Consider the following 19,655-nt stretch of genomic DNA (forward strand, 5'->3'; position numbering starts at 1 on the left):
GGTGGGCCGACTGCGAAACGGTTTGCCGCGCTATGCGGCTTCTCCATCCAGTGTGGCTGTCATCACTTAGTTAGTCCACGACTAAAATGATCTATCACTATGCTGCAATTCGACTATATTAGGCGGCAGTCAGTTGGGGATCTCAGGAAAGATCTCTTCGACGACGGCGAGCACAGCCGCCAGCACGGCGGAATCATTTTCCTCGGACCATGCAATGGCGTGATTCATGAAGTGCTGCGGGGGATCCAACGCCACGTAGGTTGCGCCGGAGGGGATGATCCCGGCTATCCCGCTGCTCATGAGGGTCACGCCCACGCCTGCGGCCACGAAGGTCAGCACCATGTAGGGGTCCGATAATTCCTGGACTATGCGGGGGCGGAAGCCGGCCGCCATACACGAGGCGAGCATCACTTCGGTCATGGAGGACGAGCCATCCAGCGGCGGAGATATGAAGTCATCGGCCGCCAGAGCCTGCAACGGTATGGACTTTTCCTGCGCCAGCGGATGATCCAGCGGCAGCACCGCCCCGATTTCCTCCCTTGCGACCAACCGCGTCATCACCGAGGGAACCGGAGTATCGGGAAGGCCCACGAAGGCAACGTCCAGGGTGCCGTTCGCGACGCTGGCTAACCCGTCGGCCGTGCGCACACGGCTCGTGAGGTCCATTTTGATGTCGGGGTGACGCCGGCGCACGGCACGGGTCAGCGGCGGGAGGGTCAGGTGGTTCACAGCTCCAGAGAATCCGATTCTGATGTTGCCCCGGACGCCCTCAACCTCGGCCTGGGCCGCCTCCCGGGCCAGCCGCATCTCGCGCAACACACGGTACGCGCGCGGCAGGAGGGCATACCCCGCCGGCGTTAAGGCCACGCTTCGGGTGTTGCGCTCAAAAAGGCGCGTCCCCAAATCAGCCTCAAGCTTCCGGATCGTCTGGCTCAGCGGGGACTGTGAAGTGTGCAGGCGCTGAGCAGCACGGCCGAAGTGCAGTTCTTCGGCTACCGCAACGAACGCTTCCAGCCAACGGATCTCTGTCATGTCTTCAGAATGTACCCTTTACCTGAACATCGAACCGACAGGGGACACTAGCTTTCAGGGATTACCCCACCGGACCAGCGCAGGGAGCTTGCATAAATCGAGGCATTTCTGGCCGTCGCGGAGGAGCTCCACTTCGGCGGGGCCGCCAGCCGCCTGCGCATGGCACATTCCCCACTGAGCCAGACCATCAAGAAGCCGGCAAAAACCTCGGCGCGGACCTGTTCGAGCGCAATACCCGGGCCGTCTCACTGACGGCCGCCGTTGGTTTCTCGGGCGCGCTGAACCACAAGACGCTCCCACCTCTTACGCGGGCGCTGCGGCACCGCCTCCCTGAGCTGGCGCTGATGCTCCCCGGAGGATTCTTGACGCAGGACGCGCTGAACCTCCTTCACAACGGCCCCCTCGATCTGTCCTTCGTAGGCCTACCGGTGGACGCGCCCTCCCTGCATCGAGTCGTATCGGGATTGAACCCAGCGTGGCTTCCAGCGCCGAACGAATCCGGTGATGCTAGGCACTCCCCCGCCTCAAGCCCACGGTTTAGAAATGGCCACATAGCACCGTCCTCGGACGCGGGCGTCGGCGGTCCAACCACCGATGAGTCACTCGGGATTTACCTCTTCAGAAACCAGCGGCTCCGAAACGATCTTCTGGTGCCAGGTTCCTCGTCCCGGTACGACCGCGGCATGTCGGTCCAGCGCGTCAGACCCAGACTATTCTTGTTTTGCACATAATCAGTAACCTAATTAGTCATAGACGCTACATTGTATGGCGCCCATAATGAGGAGGACATACAGCACGTGACGCACACAGATGTGCGCGAAGGAGAAACATGAAAACGCCCCTGTCGGACAATTGGGATCAGGAAGTGGATCTTTTGGTGCTCGGTACTGGAGCGGCGGGGCTTTCAGCGGCGTTGACCGCCGCGGCCCAGGGCTCGGAAGTCCTGGTGTTGGAAAAAACCGAGTTCCTCGGGGGAACCACCGCGTACTCGGCCGGGACTTGTTGGGTGCCCAACAACCGATTCCAGCGTGAAGACGGAATCCTGGACGATTACGACCGCGCCGCACGCTATCTGGATGCCGTGGTGAGCGGCAAGGCCCCGCGTGAAGGCTGGCTCGCCTATCTGGACGCCGCGCCGAAGATGCTGGACGCGATGCATGACCTCGGCGTCACCTTCCGTCGCTCCCCTGCCGTGGTCGACTACCACTCCGAACTGCCCGAGACTGGTAAGACCGGACGCGCATTGGAACCGGACCCCTTCGACGGGCGCCTGCTGGACAAAGCCGATTTCGGCCGTGTCCGTCCGCCGGTACCCGAGTTCGCTCTTCTGGGCGGGACCCTGATGTTGCGCCGCGCGGACGTGTCCGCCTTGCTCAAGCTCTACAACGGCTCGCTGGCTGAGCGTGGCAAGGCCGTGGCTCTGGCTGCACAACTCGGCCTGCGGTGGGCACTTGACCGGGTCACCCGTCCGCGAGGCACGCGTCTGGTGATGGGCAACGGGCTTGTGGCCCGCATGTTCCACGAATCGCGCAAGCGCGGGGTGGCATTCCTTTTCGGTGCGCAAACCACCGAACTACTTAAGGACGGGGACCGTGTTGTCGGTGCGGTGGTTGTGCAGGACGGCAGGCGCCTGCACATCCGTTCCCGCCAAGGCGTGGTGCTCGCCGCCGGCGGCTTCGCCCAAAACGCTGAAATGCGAAAGAAGTTGCTGCCTTCCCCCACGCCGCTCTTCTCGCGGGCCGGGGAAGGGTCCACCGGAGACACGCTGTCCCTGGCCAGGGAGGCCGGTGCCACGCTGGCCAGGGATAACGGGGAAAACGCACTGTGGTTCCCCAGCTCCATCGGACGACGAAGGGACGGTTCTCGCGTAGTCTTCCCGCACATCTGGGACCGTGCCCGTCCCGGCGTGATCGCCGTGGACTCTAACGGCTTGCGCTTCGTGGACGAATCCTGTTCCTACCACCGTTTCGTGCGGGCCATGTTCGCCTCCCCGGACGCCGCCGCGGTGCCGGCCTGGCTGGTCGTGGACTCGCGGACCTTGGCAAAGTACGGGCTGGGCATGATCACGATGCCCCACCTCCCGCGTGCGGCACTGCGGCGCTACATCAAGGACGGTTATCTCTACGAGGCAGAGACCCTCACCGGCTTAGCGGCGCAGATCGGCGTGGACGCCGCGGGCTTGGAGTCGACCGTGCAGCGCTACAACGGATTTGCCGCCACCGGCGTGGATGAGGACTTCCACAAGGGCGAGCTGCTCTTCGGTCAGGTGGCCGGGGACCCGGACCATGGGCCGAACCCGAACATCGGGCCGCTCCTGAAGGCGCCCTTTTATGCGATGGCCGTCGTGCCCACACCGCTGGCCACCGCCTACGGGGTGCTCACCGACGGAAACGGGCAGGCACTTGATACCCAGGGCAAACCGGTGGCCGGACTCTATGCCGCTGGAAACGACGCCGCGTCGGTCATGGGCTCGGAATACCCCGGCGCAGGCGTGCAGGTCGGCTCCGGCATGACCTTCGGCTGGCAGGCGGCGCGCCACGCCGCCGCCACAGCCCAGGCCGCGGCTAGTCTGGAGGAATATAAGGCAATCTAGTGCTCGGGAGCGGGAGTAACGGGAATCCGGTTGCTGGAGGCCGTTGTTGCGGAGTCAGGAAGTGCCCTCCGCCGAATCCGTGACCCGGTTGTGCACGGCAGAGCAGCCGCTCAGCCTGACAACCCGCAAGCTGGAACGCTCTACGGGTGTCGGGCTATTCCACGCAGCACCCGCCCGGTGGAACTGACGGCCGCCGGAGATGCCCTGCTCCCGGTCGCTGGAGGAATCTACTCACGGGTAGGCAGGAGCGCCGGCAGCCTCCCCGCGCTCTGATACCGGCGTTGAAAGTACGGGAGTGTAAGTATTTGACGACTCCCGTCCCATGAACCAATTCCGCATTTTGGCAGGACAGGTGGGCCTTTGCGGCGGTGACTGCGTTCAGACGCCGGAGCCTGAATTCCTTGTTGGATCGTTTGCTCCCGCAGGTTTCCTATTCGATCCCCTTGCCATTTCGACAAACCACCGCCGCCCGCGGGTAACCTTGAGCCATGGCCTCATCCACCCCCACCCTCGCGACGCGCTGGGAACCCCTGCCCCTGCGAGTCGTGGCGGAGCTGCTCGGGCCGTCATCGGCGCGTTGGTGGTTGTCCGGAGGGGTGGCGCTCGACCACTGGCTCGGCACTAACACTCGCGAGCACGACAATATCGATGTCAGCACGACGATCGCCGACCTGCCGCAAGTGGTGCAGGACTTGCCGGCGCCGTTTAGCGCGTGGGCTCCGTCAGGCGACGGCGTTCTCCCTTGGGCAGAGGCTGATATGGATGCCGATCTGCAGCCGATCCGTATCCATGATGACGCAACGGGCGCATGGGTACTGCAGGTCAACGTCGAGGACGGCACGGATAGCGCCTGGGTTTATCGACGAGATCCCCGACTGCAACTGCCGTGGGATCGTGCAGTGATCGACGTCGACGGCATTCCGACCGGGGCGCCCGAGGTGCAGCTGGTCTGGAAGGCGCTGCGTCCCCGTCCGGAGGACGACGCCGACAAGGATGCGGTTCTACCGGAGCTCTCTAACGAAGCCCGCGCCTGGTGGGAGCACGCGATTCTGACGATCCACCCGCACTCGTCATGGTCGATCCATGTGCGTAGCCCGTTCGCTCCGGGTAAGGCCAGCTGGAACAGGACGAAACGCTAGCGCTCCGCTTGGGCCTGCCGGCGATGGGCAGCCTGCCTGTGTCGCGTCGGTGAGGTGGCCTACGATCCAGCCGATTCTCAAGAGCGTGTGGTAGCACCCTGCAGGACGTGGTCGGGCCTTCTCCCAGTGCCGTGAATGACGGCTGCCTTCATTACAAGAACCTCGTCATGCTGCCAGACAATCTCGAGGTCGACTGGCGACGCCGGGTCCCACCGTCCCCACCGACCTCTTCAGTCACGCCGATGCAGCGTGAGCGGCCTGTCCGATTTTGAGACGCCCGCAGACGCTTATGACTACGACTTGTATTCATCCGCCGCAACCGCATCAAGCACCAGCGAGCGGAACCATCGCTGCGCCTGCGAGAGGCTGGCCTCGCGCCGCGTGTACAACTCCACTGGTGTGCTCTGCCCGGGCCAGGGCAGCTCGGCGATGCGAAGGCGGGGGAACCAGCCGCAGAACACCCCCGCTACATGTCGAGGCAGCAGGACGACCAGATCCGTCGCCTCGAGCACGGCGGGCACGGTGCCGTATTCCTCCATGGTCAGCACGACCTGGGACATCAAGTCGTGTTCGGTCAGCGCCTGCAAAGGATAGACGTGCCCGCCACGGGCGGAGACCCGCACAAAGCGCCTCCCCTCGAACATGTCAGGCCCGGTCGCGGGCAGTGGATGCGACCCGGACGACAGAGCCACGTATTCGACCGAACGCACGTGCGTCCTCCACAGCCGCGGTGTGGCGATCCGCGACACGGTCAATGCCAGATCGATGGTGCCGCGGATTAGCCCGCTCTCGACCTCGTCCGAATCGAGCCGTTCTACCTGTATTCGCGGATCGGCGCCGACCCGCCCGAGGGCGGTCATGATCGGTGGGAGGAACGTCTGCTCGCCGATCGAGGTGAGTCCGAGGACGAGTTCGCCGCTGAATCCGGTCGGTTCGAACACGTCCGATCCCATCACGGTCGCGTCTATTTGTGCCAAGGCGTTGTGTAGGGGCCCAAACAGTTGCGTCGCCTTCGCGGTCGGCACCATGTCGTTCCCCTCGCGACGGAACAGCTCGTCGCCGAACCGCTCCCTGAGCCGCTTCAGGGAATAGCTGACCGTGGGCTGTGTCACGTGCAGTCGCCTGGCGGCGCCCGTGACGCTGCGCAGCTCGTAGAGCGTGACGAATGTCCGGAGCTGGTTGAGGTCGGTGAACGTCATGCCATAGATTCTATCTATGGCTCTGTCTTTGCATATCTATTGGACCACAGTGGCAAACACCCCTAAAGTCAGTTTGGGGCAGCACTGATCCAACGAAGTGCAGCTGCTCTCGCACCGCTTACACTCAGTGACAAGGACGACACGCGTGATTATCGACATCCACGGCCACTACACCACAGCTCCAACACAGCTCGGAGCCTGGCGTGATCTGCAGATCGCATTCACTGAAGGACGCGCGGACGCTCCTGACCCTGCGACCCTGCGCATCAGCGATGACGACATCCGTGAGACCATCGAGGCCAACCAGCTCAAGCTCATGAACGAGCGCGGCAGCGACGTCACCGTATTCAGCCCTCGTGCCTCGTTCATGGCGCACCACATCGGAGACCTCGCCGTGAGCGAGACCTGGGCCCGGATCTGCAACGACCTGTGCGCCCGCGTCAGCGAGCTCTACCCCGAACGCTTCCTCATGGGGGCGATGCTCCCCCAGTCCCCCGGTACGGATCCCGCGACGAGCGTTGCCGAGCTTACTCGTGCCGTCGAGGAACTAGGCGCCGTCACCGTGAACCTCAACCCCGACCCGTCCGGCGGCAACTGGACGTCCCCGCCGCTGACCGATCGCTCGTGGTACCCGATATACGAGAAACTCGTCGAATACGAGATCCCGGCGATGGTGCACGTCAGCACGTCGTGCAACCCGGCCTTCCACACGACCGGAGCGCACTACCTCAACGCCGACACCACCGCGTTCATGCAATTACTCCAGGGCGATCTGTTCCGCGACTTCCCCGAGTTGAAGCTCGTAATCCCTCACGGCGGCGGCGCCGTTCCCTACCACTGGGGGCGCTTCCGTGGGCTCGCAATGGCGCTGGGCAAGCCCGTAATCGAGGAGCACCTGCTGAACAACGTGTTCTTCGACACCTGCGTGTACCACCAGCCGGGCATCGACCTTCTCACCAAGGTCGTCCCGACCGAGAACATCCTCTTCGCGAGCGAGATGATCGGCGCCGTGCGCGACGTCGACCCGCGCAGCGGACGCTACTTCGACGACACCAAGCGGTACGTCGACGCCACCACGAACCTGAACGACGCGCAGCGCGCGCAGGTGTTCGAAGCCAACGCCCGCCGTGTCTACCCAAGGCTTGACCGCGCCCTTACTGCGCGCGGACTCTGAGAGGACCATCAAATGCGACTGAACAACCTCGGCATCGTCCGCACCAACATCGAACGTCCGGATCCCACGGACGTCAAACGGCTTTCGCAGTTCGGCGTCGCCACTATCCACGAGGCGATGGGGCGAGTCGGGCTCCTGCGCCCCTACATCAGGCCGGCCTACACCGGCGCTAAGCTCTGTGGTCCGGCAGTGACCGTGCTGCTACAGCCTGGTGACAACTGGATGTTCCACGTCGCCGCCGAGCAGGTGCAGGAAGGCGATGTGATCGTCGCCGGCTGCACCACCGAAAGCGAGGACGGCTTCTTCGGTGAGCTGCTCGCCACCTCGCTGACCGCCCGCGGCTGCAAGGGCCTGGTGATCGACGGTGGTGTCCGCGACGTCGCCGATCTGGAGAAGATGGATTTCCCGGTGTTCTCCCGCGCTGTCAACGCCAAGGGCACGGTCAAGGCCACCCTCGGATCGGTGAACATCCCCGTAGTGGTCGCGAACGCCGTGGTGAACCCTGGCGACGTGGTCGTGGCCGACGTCGACGGCGTCGTGGTTGTCCCGCGCGAGCTTGTCGGAGCGGTGGCAGACGCCAGCCAGAAGCGCGAGGATAACGAGGAAGCCAAACGCGTGAAGTTCCGTGAGGGCGTCTTGGGCCTGGATGTCTACGGCATGCGAGAGCCGCTCGCCGCCGCCGGCCTCGAGTACGTGGAGAAGTGACCATGGCGCACGGAGACACCACGGGAGGCTTCGAGAAGTCCGCAGGCTGGCTCGACTGGTACGACGGCCCCACCAAGCCCACGTTCCGCCTGCCTGCCGACGCGGTCGACGCGCACTGCCACGTGTTCGGGCCCGGGGAGCGGTTCCCTTACGCCCCCGAGCGGAAGTACACCCCGTGCGATGCCTCGGCGGAGCAGCTCTTCGCGCTGCGCGACCACCTCGGCTTCGACCGCAACGTGATCGTCCAGGCGACCTGCCACGGCGCCGACAACCGGGCACTGGTCGATGCGCTGCAGCGCAGCGGCGGCCGCGCCCGCGGCGTCGCCACGGTCCGCCGCGACGTGACCGAGGAGCAGCTGGCCGAGCTGCACGCGGCCGGCGTCCGCGGGGTCCGGTTCAACTTCGTCAAGCGCCTCGTCGACCGGGTGCCCACCGACTCGCTCGAGGAGATCGTCGCGAAGATCGCGCCGCTCGGCTGGCACGTGGTCATCTACTTCGAGGCCGAGGACCTGCCGGAGCTCTACGACTTCTTCTCCGCGATCCCGACCGACGTCGTCGTCGACCATATGGGCCGACCCGACGTGTCCAAGGACCCGGACGGCCCTGAGTTCGCACTGTTCCTGCGCTTCATGCGCGAGAACACCAATGTGTGGACCAAGGTCTCCTGCCCGGAGCGCCTGTCCGTCACCGGCCCGCAAGCTCTCGACGGCGAACAGCACGCCTACACCGACGTGGTGCCGTTCGCCCGACGCGTGGTCGAGGAGTTCCCCGACCGCGTGCTGTGGGGAACCGACTGGCCCCACCCCAACCTCAAGGACCACATGCCCGACGACGGGCTGCTGGTCGACTACATCCCACAGATCGCGACGACGCCCGAGCTCCAGCAGAAGCTGCTCGTGGACAACCCGCGCCGCCTCTACTGGCCCGAAGGAGCATGACATGGCACTCGACAAGCCGTACAAGGACGTTCCCGGCACGATCATCTTCGACGCGGAGATGGCCCGCAAGGGATACCACCTCAACCAGCTCTCGATGTCGCTGATGAAGCCCGAGAACCGCAAGCGCTACCTGGCCGACCGCGAGGCGTACCTCGATGAGTGGCCCCTTTCGCCCAAGCAGCGCCAGGCTGTGCTGGACATGGACCTCAACGCCATGATGGCCGAGGGCGGCAACATCTACTTCCTGAGCAAGATCGGCGCCACGCACGGCCTGAGCTTCCAGCAGATGGCCGGCTCCATGACTGGCATGTCCGAGGCCGCCTACCGCGACATGATGATCGGCGGCGGACGCCGCCCCGAGGGCAACCGCCTCAAGGACCTCGACGGCTGGGTCCCGCCGGCGCCGCGCGAGAAGTCCGAGACTATGCGCGAGAACGCCCCGGCGAAGTACACGTCGGCGCTGTTCACCTCGCATGTCCCGGCGATCGGTGCCGCGATGGACCTCGGCAAAACCGAGGAGCCGTACTGGAAGAAGGTGTTCTCCGGGTACGAGTGGACCCGCAGGTGGGCCAAGGAGAATACGCCCGACGTCGTCATCCTCGTCTACAACGACCACGCCACGGCCTTCGACTCGTCGATCATCCCCACCTTCGTGCTCGGCACCGGGGCAGAGTACCCGGTCGCGGACGAGGGCTACGGCCCCCGCCCTGTGCCCGACGTGAAGGGCTACCCGGAGTTCGCCGCGCACATCGCGCAGTCGGTCATCCAGGACGACTTCGACCTCACCCTCGTCAACGAGATGGTCGTGGACCACGGGCTCACCGTGCCGCTCTCGCTCGTCTTCGGCGACGTCGAGGAGTGGCCATGCAAGGTCATCCCGCTGGCCGTCAACGTGGTGCAGTATCCGGTGCCTTCCGGCCGCCGCTGCTACGAGCTCGGCAAGGCCCTTCGCCGCGCCCTCGACAAGTGGGACGGCCCGGAGCTCAACGTGCAGATCTGGGGCACCGGCGGCATGAGCCACCAGCTCCAGGGTCCGCGCGCCGGCCTCATCAACGAGGAGTGGGACAACGCGTTCCTCGACCACCTCATCGCCGACCCGCTGGGCCTGACCGAGTGGGATCACATGGAGTACGTCGATGAGGCGGGCTCCGAGGGCATCGAGCTCGTCGACTGGCTGATCGCGCGCGGCGCGATGGACGACCAGTTCGGCGGCGAGGCGCCTTCTGTTGACCACCGGTTCTACCACGTGCCGGCGTCGAACACCGCCGTAGGCCACCTTGTTCTCACGAACCCGACCGACTGACCGCATCCGCAACCGCAACAAAGGAGCCCCCATGACTGACAAGATCCGTGTGGCCGTCGTCGGTGCCGCAGGCGCCTTCGGCATGAAACATCTCGACGGCCTGATGAACATCCCCGATGCCGAGGTGACCGTCGTCAGCGGCACGCGGCTCGAACCGACCCAGGCAGTCGCCGCGAAGTACGGCGTCGCCAACGCCGTCGTCGGGCTCGACGCCGTGCTCGAGCGCGACGACGTCGATGCCGTCATCCTCGCCACGCCCACGGGTCTGCACGCCTCGCAGACGCAGGAGGTCCTCAAGGCCGGCAAGCACGTGCAGGTCGAGATCCCGCTCGCCGACTCGCTCGTCGACGCCGAGGCGACCCTCGCCGCGGCCGAGGCGTCCGACCGCGTCGCCATGGTGGGCCACACGCGGCGGTTCAACCCCTCGCACCAGCTCGTGCACAACCGGATCGCCGAGGGCTCGTTCAACGTGCAGCAGATGGACGTGCAGACGTACTTCTTCCGCCGCACGAACACGAATGCCAAGGGCGAGCCGCGCTCCTGGACCGACCACCTACTGTGGCACCACGCCGCGCACACTGTCGACCTGTTCGCCTACCAGGCGGGCAAGATCGTCCAGGCGAACGCGATCCAGGGCCCCGTCAACCCGGATCTGGGCATCGCGATGGACATGTCGATCCAGCTCAAGAGCGAGACCGGGGCGATCTGCACCCTGTCCCTCTCGTTCAACAACAACGGCCCGTTCGGCACGTTCTTCCGCTACATCGGCGACACCGAGACGTACATCGCGCGCTACGACGACCTCTTCAACGGCCGCGACGAGCAGATCGACGTCTCGAAGGTGGCGGTGAGCATGAACGGCATCGAGCTGCAGGACCGCGAGTTCGTCAGCGCGATCCGCGAGGGGCGCGAGCCGAACTCGTCGATCCGCCAGGTCATCGACTGCTACCGCGTGCTCGGCGCGCTTGAGAAGCAGCTGGCGTGAGGCTACCCCCCACCGGTCTGGGCTGTATGTCGCTGAGCCACGCGTACGGCGTCCCCCCGTCGCGTGACGAGGGGCTGGCGCTGCTGCGCGCAGCTCTCGATGAAGGCATCGGGATGCTCGACACGGCAACACTGTACGGCGGCGGCCGCAACGAAGAGCTTGTAGGTGCTGCGATCGCGGGGCGCCGCGACGAGGTCTTCCTGGCGAGTAAGTGCGGGATGGCGTCCGTCGACGGCGTGAAAGTCATCGATGGACGCCCCGATACGCTGCGCGCACAGGTCGATGCTTCGCTGAGCCGCCTTGGCGTCGATTACGTCGACCTGTACTACCTTCACCGGTGGGACAAGAAGGTGCCGATCGGCGATAGCGTCGGCGCGCTGGCCGAGATGGTCGCCGCGGGCAAGATCGGCGCAATCGGCCTGTCCGAGGTGTCGGTCGCGCGACTGCGCGAGGCGCAGTCAATCACCCCTATCGCGGCCGTGCAGAACGAGTACTCGCTGTGGAGTCGCAATGCCGAGCTTGGCATGCTCGACGCCACTCGCGAGGACGGCGTGACCCTGGTTGCGTTTTCGCCGGTCGCAAGGGGTTTCCTCGCCGATGCGATCAAGGACCCAGGTAAGCTGGCCCCAAAAGACATCCGCCGCAGCATGCCGCGCTTCCAGCCCGAGCACTGGGGTGCGAATGCGACGCTGCTGGCCTCCTGGCGTGAGCTGGCTGCGGAGGCCGGTTGCACCCCAGCACAGCTCGCGCTGGTCTGGCTGCTCTCCCGCGGCGATCACGTTCTGCCGATCCCGGGAACAACGAGCGTCGCGCACCTGCGTGAGAACATGGCGGCGGCCGACATCTCTGTCGACGGCGCGCTGCTGACGCGGGCCGGCGAGCTGATTGGCACGGCCACCATCTCTGGCGCGCGATATGCGCCAGCATCTGCTGCCGAAGTAGACGCCGAGACTTTCGAGGATGCCGCATGAGGGCGATCTCGTCGATGGCCACCCGCCACGTTCTCGCCGACCTCGCTGAAGCTGCCGCCGGGGCCGGGCTACCGCTTCTGCAGCTCGAATCCGTAGGCGGAGTGAACGCCGCCCAGCGGGTGACCGCCGGCGAGCCGTTCGACCTTGTGTTCCTCGCCGAGGACGCTCTCCAACGCCTCGCTGCCGAGGGGCACGTCGATCCGGCATCCATCGCCCCGATCGTACTGTCGGAGGTCGCCGTAGGCGTGGCCGCACACAGCGCCGATGCAGCCACATGTTCCGAAGGCACGGCCTTTGCGAATGCCGACGAGCTTCGCGGCGCCCTGCGCGCGGCATTCCGCATCGGATATTCCACCGGACCGAGCGGCACCGAGCTATTGCGAATGATCGACCACTGGGGCATGACCGATGAGGTCAGCGACCGGCTTGTGCAGGCCCGTCCAGGCGTACCCGTGGCGCGCCTGCTCGCCGAGGGAGAGGTCGATCTCGGCCTGCAGCAGCTCAGCGAACTGGTCGGGCAACCCGGCGTGTGCATCCTCGGCGTTCTCCCGGCCGACTGCGCGATTATCACGGTCTTCGCGGGTGCTGTCGCGGCATCCTCCAACAACGCGGCTCGTGCTGCGGAGGTGTTGGCCTTCTTCCGCTCGGACCTCTCGGCATCGATCAAGTCGTCGCACAGTTTTCGCGCGCCCTGAGGCCCTGCCGTGACGGATTGACTGATACGGGTCCTGCAGACGCGGAGGAACCCGTCTTCGGCGACACCGCCGCCGTAGACCTTGACGTTCGCGGCCGGCCAGATTTTCCGCATGTTCGCCTCACCCCACAGCTCGGCGCCCTGGCACAGGACTGCAGGATCGCCATCATGATCGGGCCCTCCTAATAGTCCACTCACAGATCCGCACGTTCCGGCAGCAGGATTCGGCCGGCTCCATGATTGCGGAAGATGCTTTCCGGTAGAGCACGGGCAACCGCGCCACCACAGGGCAGGCAGGAAATGCTGCTCAGGGGCCGATCTGAGGCTGTTTCATGTGCGGAAGGCCCTGGTGGGGGCTTCCGCACACCCGGCACCAAGAATCCCCCTTATGCCCGGCTGAACAGCCCGGTCATTCTGCGACCCACACCCGCAAACAAAAGTAGGCGCGTTGCGTAAGCCCTAGGTCCGGGCGCAGCAACCGACCGATTGGATTTCAGATGGACGTGTATCCGCCGTCGGCGTTGATAACGGATCCCGTCAGTGCGGAGGAGGCATCACTGGACAGGAACAGAACGACATTCGCGATCTCCTCCGGTCGGAGCAGTCGTCCGATGGGTTGCCTGGAAATCATCTGCGAGCGGGTCTCTTCGGGGAGTTGCGCCAGCAGCGGCGTGTCCACGTAACCCGGTGACACCGCATTGAAGCGGATCCCCTCCCGGGCATAGGTCAGCGCAGCGGACCGGGTGAAGTTCGCTACGGCTGCCTTCGCTGCAGAGTAGGCATTGCTGTTCGCCTGGCCCACGTGGGCAAGAATCGAGGCCATGTTGATCACCGACGCGGTCCGGGGATCCGCGACTTCCCTGCGGCATGCCAGGATCGTTGCGACAGCCCATTTGTTGCAGATGGCAACACCCGTGAGGTCGACGTCGATGACGCGTTGCCAATTCAACATGTCGAGCTCGTGTAGCGGTATCTTGACCTCGGGAATGCCGGCGTTGGCTACCAGGATGTCCAAGCCTCCAAAGGTGCGCGCTGCCCCTTCCATCAGGCCGCGCACTGGAGGTTCATCGGTGACATCCGTGCGAATGAATTCGGCTCTGCCCCCACGGGCCAATATTTCATCGACAATCCTCGGGACGCTGCTTCCGATATCGCCGATGGTGACCGCAGCACCGGCATCGGCAAGTTTGCGGGCTATGGCTTCGCCGATTCCGGAAGCCCCACCCGTCACGACCGCGGATCTACCATTGAGCATCCTGTTTCCTTACTCCTTCGAATCTTCGGCTGGGCGTCCTGTCAGGACCGGTAGGGGTCTCAGACGCCGGCCACTCGCGGTACGCCGCGGCCGGCTGCGAGCTTGGTGATGTCCCTTCCGGCCCGGTAGCCGAATACCAGGGCGGGGCCGATGTGGGAGCCATATCCCGGGTAGCCGCCCCCGAAGACGCTGACGGCGGCGGCGCCGACGGCGATGAGGCCGGGAATGGCGGTTCCCTCTTCGGTGGTGACTTCGGAGCGTTCGTTAACGCCGATGCCTGCGAAGGTGCCCAGATCGCCCATCTGGATCTTGGCGGCATAGTAGGGGCCCTTGCCGGCCGGGGCAAGGTTGGGGTTCGGTTTGTGTTCCATGTCGCCGCGGAAGTGGTTGTAGAGAGTGGAGCCGCGGCCGAACGCCGGGTCCTCTCCGCGTTCCGCGGCGGGGTTGAATTCGGCCACTGTTTCCTTGAGCCCTGCGGCGTCGATGCCGAGCTTGCCGGCCAGCTCCGCCAGGGTGTCCCCCTTGACCAGGTAGCCGGTCTTGTAGAAGTAGCCTCGCGGCATCGGCCAGGGCTTGGCGTAGCCAATCCCGTACTTGTGCATCGTCTTCGCGGCGCCGATCACATACCCGAACGTCTTGTTCTCGTCCTTGTTGTGCTCAATCATGGTCCCGCCGAAGTCGTGGTAGCTCAGGGCTTCGTTCCCGAAGCGCTTGCCGTGGCGGTCGACGGCGATCAGGCCCGGCAGGCCGATGGCCCGCAGGTGCGGGAAGAGCCGCTCTTTGCCATTGAGGTATTTGAAGACCGTGACCGGCGCCCAGGACCCCACGCTGAACACCGAATTGTCGATGTGGCCGCCGGCGCTGATCGCCAGGGTGGCGGCGTCACCGCCGTGACCCACTGTGGGCGTGAAGTGGTCGTTGCCGTCGGCGCCGTGCGGGAAGTACTGCTTCCGCAGTTCCTTGTTGCCGGAAAAGCCGCCGGCGGCAAGGATGACACCCAGGCGTGCCTCCACGGCAACGGCGTGCTCTCCCCCGAGAACGGCGCCGGTGATGGTGCCGGCGTCGTCGCGTGTCAGGGACAGTGCCGGCGAGGAATTCCAGAGTCGCACGCCCAGGTCATCGGCGCTTTTCACCATCCGGGTCATCAGCGCGTTGCCGTTGGAACGCAGGACCGGCCGCCGGTAGCGTGCCGCGTCCGCCCAGGTGCGCAGGAGCTTTTTGGCAACGTAGACAAACGATTTGACCGACTGGTTCACATGGAAGAACTCGTTGATGTCCGGGCCCACCTGCGGCATGTAGCCGAAGACGGTGTAGGAGCTCATATAGGGCTGCATCAGGAGCCGCTTGTCCCCCAGCACGCGTGCGTCGACGTCCTGCGGCAGGATTGCCCGGCCGGAGAGTTTCGCGCCGGGCAGGTCCATCTTGTAGTCCGGGGCCTTCTCCGGATAGGTGAACTTCACCTCGGTCTCGTTCTCGAAGAAGGAAATGGCTTCGGGCACGGTGTCCAGGAAGTCACGCACCCCGGCCGCGTTGAACGTTTCCGGCGCGAGGCTGCGCAGGTAGGTCTCCGCTTCCTCGCGGGTATCGCCCTGCTCCAGCCCCTGCTTGTTGCCGGGCACCCAGGCCCAGCCGGCAGAGATCGCCGTCGTGCCGCCGAAGTACTGCTCCTTCTCCGCGACGATCACGTTCAGTCCCTGCGAGGCGGCTTTCAACGCTGCGGCCATACCGGCCACACCGGACCCGATGACGAGGACATCACAAAGGACGGGTTTGCTCATGGTTTTGCTCCGTTCAGTCGGCCGCGCGTCGTTGCGGCAGCCGGGTAGAATGCTTGCCTCCCAGTAGAGCCGGTGACACGGATCACCGCGAGGAGGATTACCATTGAGCGGGAATCCAGAGGAGGATCATGGCCAACTCAGCGTCGGGCGAGTCGATCATCGGCCGCTTCGTGAAGATCGTCAGCGCCTTCGACGACAGCCACGCCTCGATGAGCGTCGCCGAGCTGGGCCGCCGCACCGGCCTCCCCGTGACCACCGCTTACCGTTTGGTGAACGACCTGCTGCTGGAGCGTCTGCTCGACCGGGAGCCGGACGGCAATGTTCACATCGGGACCCGGATGTGGGAGCTGGTCTCGCGCGGTTCCAAGATGGTGGGGTTGCGGGAAGCCGCCCTGCCGTTCATGGAGGACGTCCAGGCCGTGGTCCAGCATTCCACCACCCTGGGCATCCTGGATTCCGATGAGGTCCTGTACATCGAGCGGATCGGCTCGCATTCCACCATTGTAGACATCACAAAAATCGCCGGCCGCCTCCCGCTGCACGCCACGTCCTCGGGGCTGGTGCTGCTGGCCAATGCGACCTCCGAGTACCAGGAGTCCGCGCTGGCCCGGCCCCTGACGAAGTTCACCGAGACCACCCTGACTGACCCTCCCCAGCTGCGCCGCCATCTGGCCGAGATCCGGCAGCGGGGTTACGCCGTGATGCCAGGGGTGATCGTCAAGGAATCCAGCGGCATTGCCGTCCCCGTCTTCGGCCCGGACAACACCGTCGTCGCCGCACTCAGCGTCGTGGTGCCCCGGAACGAGGAGAACGTCCCCGCCCGGGTTCCGGTACTAATGGCCTCCGCACGCGGCATCTCCCGCGCCCTGGGCTGGCGGGGCGAGCTCAAAGGCGCCCTCCGCCAGAGCCGCTGAACGCCGTTTTCCGTTCAACGGCAATCCCGTGGTCCCCATCACAGCCCCCCTGCCACTCTGGCTAGGACGCAGCAAAGAGGCTGCAGGAGTTACGAGGAGCAGACCACATGAACACCACAGCGAACCGCGTGGCCGGTAAGACCGCAATCGTTACCGGCGGTCGGGGCGATCTGGGCGGTGCCACCGCCGCCCTGCTGGCCGAACACGGCGCAAAGGTAGCCAGCCTCGACGTCGCCGGCGTCCCGGCCGCTGCCACCCACGCCGGCGTCAGCCAGTACGACGTCGACGTGACCAGCGAGGACAGCGTCGCCGAGGCGATTCGCCGGGTCAGCGACGACCTGGGCACGCCGGACATCCTGGTGAATGCCGCGGGTATCATCGGCCCGGCCGGCGCATCCCACACCGCCTCCGTCTCCGATTTCGACACCATCTTCAACGTCAACGTCAAGGGCGTCTGGCTGATGACCAAGTACGTGGTGCCGGGAATGATCCACAAGGGTGCCGGCAGCATCGTGAATTTCTCCTCGATCCACGGCATCACCGGCGGCAAGAACGTGCCGCTGTACCACGCCACGAAGGGCGCCGTGCGGCTGCTGAGCAAGTCCGATGCTGCCGCCTACGGCAGCCGCGGCATCCGGGTGAACTCCATCCACCCCGGATCCATGAACACCCGGATGAGCCGCCGCTCCGCCGAGCAGTCCGACATCGGCGCGGAGCAGTACTACAAGCAGTTGGTCGGCTCCAACCCGCTTCCCCGCCAGGGCGAGCCCGATGAAATCGCTTACGGCGTCCTGTACCTGGCCTCCGATGAATCCCGTTTCACCACCGGCTCGGAGCTCGTGATCGACGGCGGCTACACCGCCGTCTGAGGTCTCCGCCCCGGTACTCCGCCGAACCTCGTTCCACGGGGAGGCTGCCCGCCAGCCGCACCTGTACTTCCCTGTTTCCTGAAAGGCCACACCATGAAATTCGTCAATGGAACCGCATCGGAGCGCTACGACGTCGTCGTCGTTGGCTCCGGCGCCGGTGCCCTCACTGCGGCGGCCACCGCAGCCCGAGCCGGCAAGTCCGTCGTTGTCCTGGAGAAGAGCGCCCTGCTGGGCGGGACCTCGGCAGTCTCCGGCGGCATGCTCTGGGTCGCCGACAACCACCACGCGCGTAAAGCCGGCATCACCGATTCGAAGGAAGCGGCCGCCGCGTACGTCCGGGCCGTGGCCCGCGGACGCGGACGCGGGGAGCTCCTGGACGCCGCCCTGGATTACGGGGACCAGATGCTCCGCTTCGTGGAAGCGGAATGTGGCGTGCGCTTCATCTTCCTGGACAAGTTCCCCGACTACCGCCAGGACCTGCCCGGCGCCGTGGAGGGCGGCCGCACGGTCGAGCCCGAGCTGTTCAACTCCAAGGTGGAGCTCGGCGCCCTCACCGCGCACGTCCGCACCGACGGCCGCGCGCCGTTCACCATGCAGGAATACGAAAACTGGGGCGCCTTCACCAGATTCCCCTGGGACGACCTCAACCAGCGCCAGGCCGATGGGCTCGTCGCCAAGGGCCAGGCCCTCGTGTCCATGCTCCTGGCGAGCCTGGTCCGCGACGGCGCAGCCCTCGTCACCGGAGCCCGCGGGCACCGGCTGCGCACCGACGGCAGCCGGGTGACCGGCGTCGAACTCGAATCCGGCGAAGTCTTCCAGGCGAACGACGGCGTCGTGCTGGCCACCGGCGGCTTCGAATGGGACACAGAACTGGCCGACTCAATGCTGGCGTCGCGGCTGTACACCATGTGCTCGCCGCCCTCGAACACCGGTGACGGGCTGCGGATGTCCCAGCGAATCGGGGGCCGGACCCGCGGCACCCGCGAAGCCTGGTGGGCCCCGATGTCCATCACCGGAGACATGCGCGACGGGCAGCCCGTGGGCACCCTCCTCCGCTTCGAGCGCCAAGGCCCGGGATCCCTCATGGTGAACCGGCACGGCCGTCGCTTCGCCAACGAATCCCAGAACTACAACGACCTCGCCCGCTCCCTGCACTCCTGGGACTCCGCCGGGAACCAGACCCTGAATACCCCGGCCCACGTGATTATCGACCACGCCTATCTGGAGCGCTACGGCATCCTGACTCACCGCGCCGGCCAGCCCACACCCGGCTATCTCATCGAGGCGGCGACCCTTGAAGAGCTCGCCCCGAAGATCAACGTTCCCGCGGAAAACCTCACCGCTTCGGTGTCCCGGTTCAACGAGTTCGCCGTCAGGGGTGCGGATCCGGACTTCGGCCGCGGCGAAAGCGCGTACGACAAGTACTGGGGCGACGACGAAAACCCGTACCCGAACCCATCCCTGGCGCCGTTGCTGGCCGGGCCGTTCTACGCCATGGAGGTGGTTAACGGCGCGTTCGGAACCAACGGCGGAATCGCCACCGACGGGCGCGCCCGCGTCCTGGACGTGGACAACGAGCCGATCGAGGGCCTTTACGCCGCCGGCAACGTGACGGAAAACGCTTATGCCGCCGGGTACCCCGGCGCCGGAGCAACGCTTGGCCCGATCATGACCATGGGCTACCTCGCCGGGCGCACCATCGCCGGGCACGATCCAAACTATGTGTCCGGAGCCGCTAATTCGCCGGCCGCCGAACTCGCCGGAGCCCGGTCATGATCCGCCACACTGTCCTGTTCAAGTTCAAACCCGATTTCCCGCCCGCCGACAAGCAGACCTGGATCGACGGACTCGACAGAATGACCGGCAACATCCCCGGCATGCTCAACCTGACCCATGGCCCGGATGTGCTCAATACCGAGCGTTCCTTCGACTACGCCATCGTGGCGGACTTCGAAAACGTCGAGGACATCGCGGTGTACAACACGCACCCGCTGCACGAACCGCTCAAGGCATATTCATTCCCCAACAGCCAGCAGATCCTCTCGGTGGACTTCCACCTCCAGGCTCCCGCGCCAGCTTCCACTCAGACAACGACGTCTTAGGAGA

General features: G+C 65.4%; 19 protein-coding genes. 15 read left to right on the top strand and 4 right to left on the bottom strand.

Annotation, left to right across the window (positions count from 1 at the left end; translation table 11 throughout):
• Nucleotides 1-129: 129 nt before the first annotated feature.
• Complete coding sequence (locus AC1DXI_RS10070) at nucleotides 130-1,032, bottom strand: LysR substrate-binding domain-containing protein (protein ID WP_476938481.1); 903 nt, start codon at nucleotides 1,030-1,032, stop codon at nucleotides 130-132.
• Between the two features lie 108 nt (nucleotides 1,033-1,140).
• On the opposite strand from AC1DXI_RS10070, the gene AC1DXI_RS10075 reads away from it, so the two are divergent.
• From AC1DXI_RS10075 to AC1DXI_RS10085, 3 genes are all read left to right on the top strand, one after another.
• Nucleotides 1,141-1,284: a hypothetical protein gene (locus AC1DXI_RS10075; protein WP_476938514.1), complete on the top strand. Its 144-nt coding sequence runs from the start codon at nucleotides 1,141-1,143 to the stop codon at nucleotides 1,282-1,284.
• Between the two features lie 577 nt (nucleotides 1,285-1,861).
• Entirely contained in the window at nucleotides 1,862-3,625 is a 1,764-nt protein-coding gene (locus AC1DXI_RS10080) for an FAD-dependent oxidoreductase (protein ID WP_476938482.1), read from the top strand.
• A gap of 488 nt (nucleotides 3,626-4,113) precedes the next feature.
• Nucleotides 4,114-4,764: a nucleotidyltransferase domain-containing protein gene (locus AC1DXI_RS10085; RefSeq protein ID WP_476938483.1), complete on the top strand. Its 651-nt coding sequence runs from the start codon at nucleotides 4,114-4,116 to the stop codon at nucleotides 4,762-4,764.
• 293 nt (nucleotides 4,765-5,057) lie between these two features.
• On the opposite strand, the gene AC1DXI_RS10090 is transcribed toward AC1DXI_RS10085, so the two are convergent.
• Entirely contained in the window at nucleotides 5,058-5,963 is a 906-nt protein-coding gene (locus AC1DXI_RS10090) for a LysR family transcriptional regulator (protein WP_476938484.1), read from the bottom strand.
• 145 nt (nucleotides 5,964-6,108) lie between these two features.
• On the opposite strand from AC1DXI_RS10090, the gene AC1DXI_RS10095 reads away from it, so the two are divergent.
• From AC1DXI_RS10095 to AC1DXI_RS10130, 8 genes are read left to right on the top strand one after another with little or no spacing between them, the layout of a single operon-like run.
• Nucleotides 6,109-7,137, top strand: a complete 1,029-nt coding sequence (locus AC1DXI_RS10095) for an amidohydrolase family protein (RefSeq protein ID WP_476938485.1) — start codon at nucleotides 6,109-6,111, stop codon at nucleotides 7,135-7,137.
• A 12-nt stretch (nucleotides 7,138-7,149) separates the two neighbouring features.
• Complete coding sequence (ligK, locus tag AC1DXI_RS10100) at nucleotides 7,150-7,842, top strand: 4-carboxy-4-hydroxy-2-oxoadipate aldolase/oxaloacetate decarboxylase (RefSeq protein ID WP_226773776.1); 693 nt, start codon at nucleotides 7,150-7,152, stop codon at nucleotides 7,840-7,842.
• Between the two features lie 2 nt (nucleotides 7,843-7,844).
• Nucleotides 7,845-8,780 carry an amidohydrolase family protein gene (locus AC1DXI_RS10105; RefSeq protein ID WP_476938486.1) on the top strand — a complete coding sequence of 312 codons (936 nt, stop codon included), beginning with the start codon at nucleotides 7,845-7,847 and terminating at the stop codon, nucleotides 8,778-8,780.
• Nucleotide 8,781: 1 nt separating this feature from the next.
• Entirely contained in the window at nucleotides 8,782-10,083 is a 1,302-nt protein-coding gene (locus tag AC1DXI_RS10110; protein ID WP_476938487.1) for a protocatechuate 4,5-dioxygenase subunit alpha/beta, read from the top strand.
• Complete coding sequence (locus AC1DXI_RS10115) at nucleotides 10,058-11,068, top strand: Gfo/Idh/MocA family oxidoreductase (protein WP_476938488.1); 1,011 nt, start codon at nucleotides 10,058-10,060, stop codon at nucleotides 11,066-11,068. Before AC1DXI_RS10110 ends, AC1DXI_RS10115 begins: the two co-directional genes overlap by 26 nt.
• 26 nt (nucleotides 11,069-11,094) lie before the next feature.
• Nucleotides 11,095-12,039: an aldo/keto reductase gene (locus AC1DXI_RS10120; RefSeq protein ID WP_476938489.1), complete on the top strand. Its 945-nt coding sequence runs from the start codon at nucleotides 11,095-11,097 to the stop codon at nucleotides 12,037-12,039.
• Nucleotides 12,036-12,734 carry a substrate-binding domain-containing protein gene (locus AC1DXI_RS10125; protein ID WP_476938490.1) on the top strand — a complete coding sequence of 233 codons (699 nt, stop codon included), beginning with the start codon at nucleotides 12,036-12,038 and terminating at the stop codon, nucleotides 12,732-12,734. The genes AC1DXI_RS10120 and AC1DXI_RS10125 overlap by 4 nt, the downstream gene beginning before the upstream one ends.
• 17 nt (nucleotides 12,735-12,751) lie before the next feature.
• The gene (locus tag AC1DXI_RS10130; protein ID WP_476938491.1) at nucleotides 12,752-12,919 is read left to right on the top strand and encodes a hypothetical protein; all 168 of its coding nucleotides are present in this window, start codon (nucleotides 12,752-12,754) and stop codon (nucleotides 12,917-12,919) included.
• 307 nt (nucleotides 12,920-13,226) lie between these two features.
• Here AC1DXI_RS10130 and chcB2 read toward each other — a convergent pair whose 3' ends face one another.
• Both chcB2 and chcC2 read right to left on the bottom strand, forming a co-directional pair.
• Nucleotides 13,227-13,988, bottom strand: a complete 762-nt coding sequence (gene chcB2, locus AC1DXI_RS10135; protein WP_476938492.1) for a cis-4-hydroxycyclohexanecarboxylate dehydrogenase — start codon at nucleotides 13,986-13,988, stop codon at nucleotides 13,227-13,229.
• 59 nt (nucleotides 13,989-14,047) lie between these two features.
• Complete coding sequence (chcC2, locus tag AC1DXI_RS10140; RefSeq protein WP_476938493.1) at nucleotides 14,048-15,766, bottom strand: 4-oxocyclohex-2-ene-1-carboxylate 5-dehydrogenase; 1,719 nt, start codon at nucleotides 15,764-15,766, stop codon at nucleotides 14,048-14,050.
• A gap of 128 nt (nucleotides 15,767-15,894) precedes the next feature.
• Here chcC2 and AC1DXI_RS10145 point away from each other — a divergent pair, with 128 nt between their 5' ends.
• The 4 genes from AC1DXI_RS10145 to AC1DXI_RS10160 all read left to right on the top strand — a co-directional run bounded on the left by AC1DXI_RS10145 (nucleotide 15,895) and on the right by AC1DXI_RS10160 (nucleotide 19,651).
• Complete coding sequence (locus AC1DXI_RS10145; protein WP_476938494.1) at nucleotides 15,895-16,680, top strand: IclR family transcriptional regulator; 786 nt, start codon at nucleotides 15,895-15,897, stop codon at nucleotides 16,678-16,680.
• A 107-nt stretch (nucleotides 16,681-16,787) separates the two neighbouring features.
• Nucleotides 16,788-17,549, top strand: a complete 762-nt coding sequence (locus tag AC1DXI_RS10150; protein ID WP_476938495.1) for an SDR family NAD(P)-dependent oxidoreductase — start codon at nucleotides 16,788-16,790, stop codon at nucleotides 17,547-17,549.
• A gap of 93 nt (nucleotides 17,550-17,642) precedes the next feature.
• Nucleotides 17,643-19,325, top strand: a complete 1,683-nt coding sequence (chcC1, locus tag AC1DXI_RS10155; RefSeq protein ID WP_476938496.1) for a 4-oxocyclohexanecarboxylate 2-dehydrogenase — start codon at nucleotides 17,643-17,645, stop codon at nucleotides 19,323-19,325.
• Nucleotides 19,322-19,651, top strand: coding sequence for a Dabb family protein (locus AC1DXI_RS10160; RefSeq protein WP_476938497.1), 330 nt, complete (start codon nucleotides 19,322-19,324; stop codon nucleotides 19,649-19,651). Before chcC1 ends, AC1DXI_RS10160 begins: the two co-directional genes overlap by 4 nt.
• Nucleotides 19,652-19,655: the final 4 nt, after the last annotated feature.

The organism is Arthrobacter sp. P1_H7 (assembly GCF_056405215.1).

What these genes read in the sequence shown, in the direction of transcription:
- AC1DXI_RS10145 (WP_476938494.1), top strand. Translation starts at nt 15,895, where the DNA reads ATGGCCAACTCAGCGTCGGGCGAGTCGATCATCGGCCGCTTCGTGAAG.
- AC1DXI_RS10085 (WP_476938483.1), top strand. Translation starts at nt 4,114, where the DNA reads ATGGCCTCATCCACCCCCACCCTCGCGACGCGCTGGGAACCCCTGCCC.
- AC1DXI_RS10125 (WP_476938490.1), top strand. Translation starts at nt 12,036, where the DNA reads ATGAGGGCGATCTCGTCGATGGCCACCCGCCACGTTCTCGCCGACCTC.
- AC1DXI_RS10120 (WP_476938489.1), top strand. Translation starts at nt 11,095, where the DNA reads ATGTCGCTGAGCCACGCGTACGGCGTCCCCCCGTCGCGTGACGAGGGG.
- AC1DXI_RS10160 (WP_476938497.1), top strand. Translation starts at nt 19,322, where the DNA reads ATGATCCGCCACACTGTCCTGTTCAAGTTCAAACCCGATTTCCCGCCC.
- AC1DXI_RS10110 (WP_476938487.1), top strand. Translation starts at nt 8,782, where the DNA reads ATGGCACTCGACAAGCCGTACAAGGACGTTCCCGGCACGATCATCTTC.
- AC1DXI_RS10150 (WP_476938495.1), top strand. Translation starts at nt 16,788, where the DNA reads ATGAACACCACAGCGAACCGCGTGGCCGGTAAGACCGCAATCGTTACC.
- chcC1 (WP_476938496.1), top strand. Translation starts at nt 17,643, where the DNA reads ATGAAATTCGTCAATGGAACCGCATCGGAGCGCTACGACGTCGTCGTC.
- chcC2 (WP_476938493.1), bottom strand. Translation starts at nt 15,766, where the DNA reads ATGAGCAAACCCGTCCTTTGTGATGTCCTCGTCATCGGGTCCGGTGTG.
- AC1DXI_RS10105 (WP_476938486.1), top strand. Translation starts at nt 7,845, where the DNA reads ATGGCGCACGGAGACACCACGGGAGGCTTCGAGAAGTCCGCAGGCTGG.
- ligK (WP_226773776.1), top strand. Translation starts at nt 7,150, where the DNA reads ATGCGACTGAACAACCTCGGCATCGTCCGCACCAACATCGAACGTCCG.
- chcB2 (WP_476938492.1), bottom strand. Translation starts at nt 13,988, where the DNA reads ATGCTCAATGGTAGATCCGCGGTCGTGACGGGTGGGGCTTCCGGAATC.
- AC1DXI_RS10080 (WP_476938482.1), top strand. Translation starts at nt 1,862, where the DNA reads ATGAAAACGCCCCTGTCGGACAATTGGGATCAGGAAGTGGATCTTTTG.
- AC1DXI_RS10070 (WP_476938481.1), bottom strand. Translation starts at nt 1,032, where the DNA reads ATGACAGAGATCCGTTGGCTGGAAGCGTTCGTTGCGGTAGCCGAAGAA.
- AC1DXI_RS10090 (WP_476938484.1), bottom strand. Translation starts at nt 5,963, where the DNA reads ATGACGTTCACCGACCTCAACCAGCTCCGGACATTCGTCACGCTCTAC.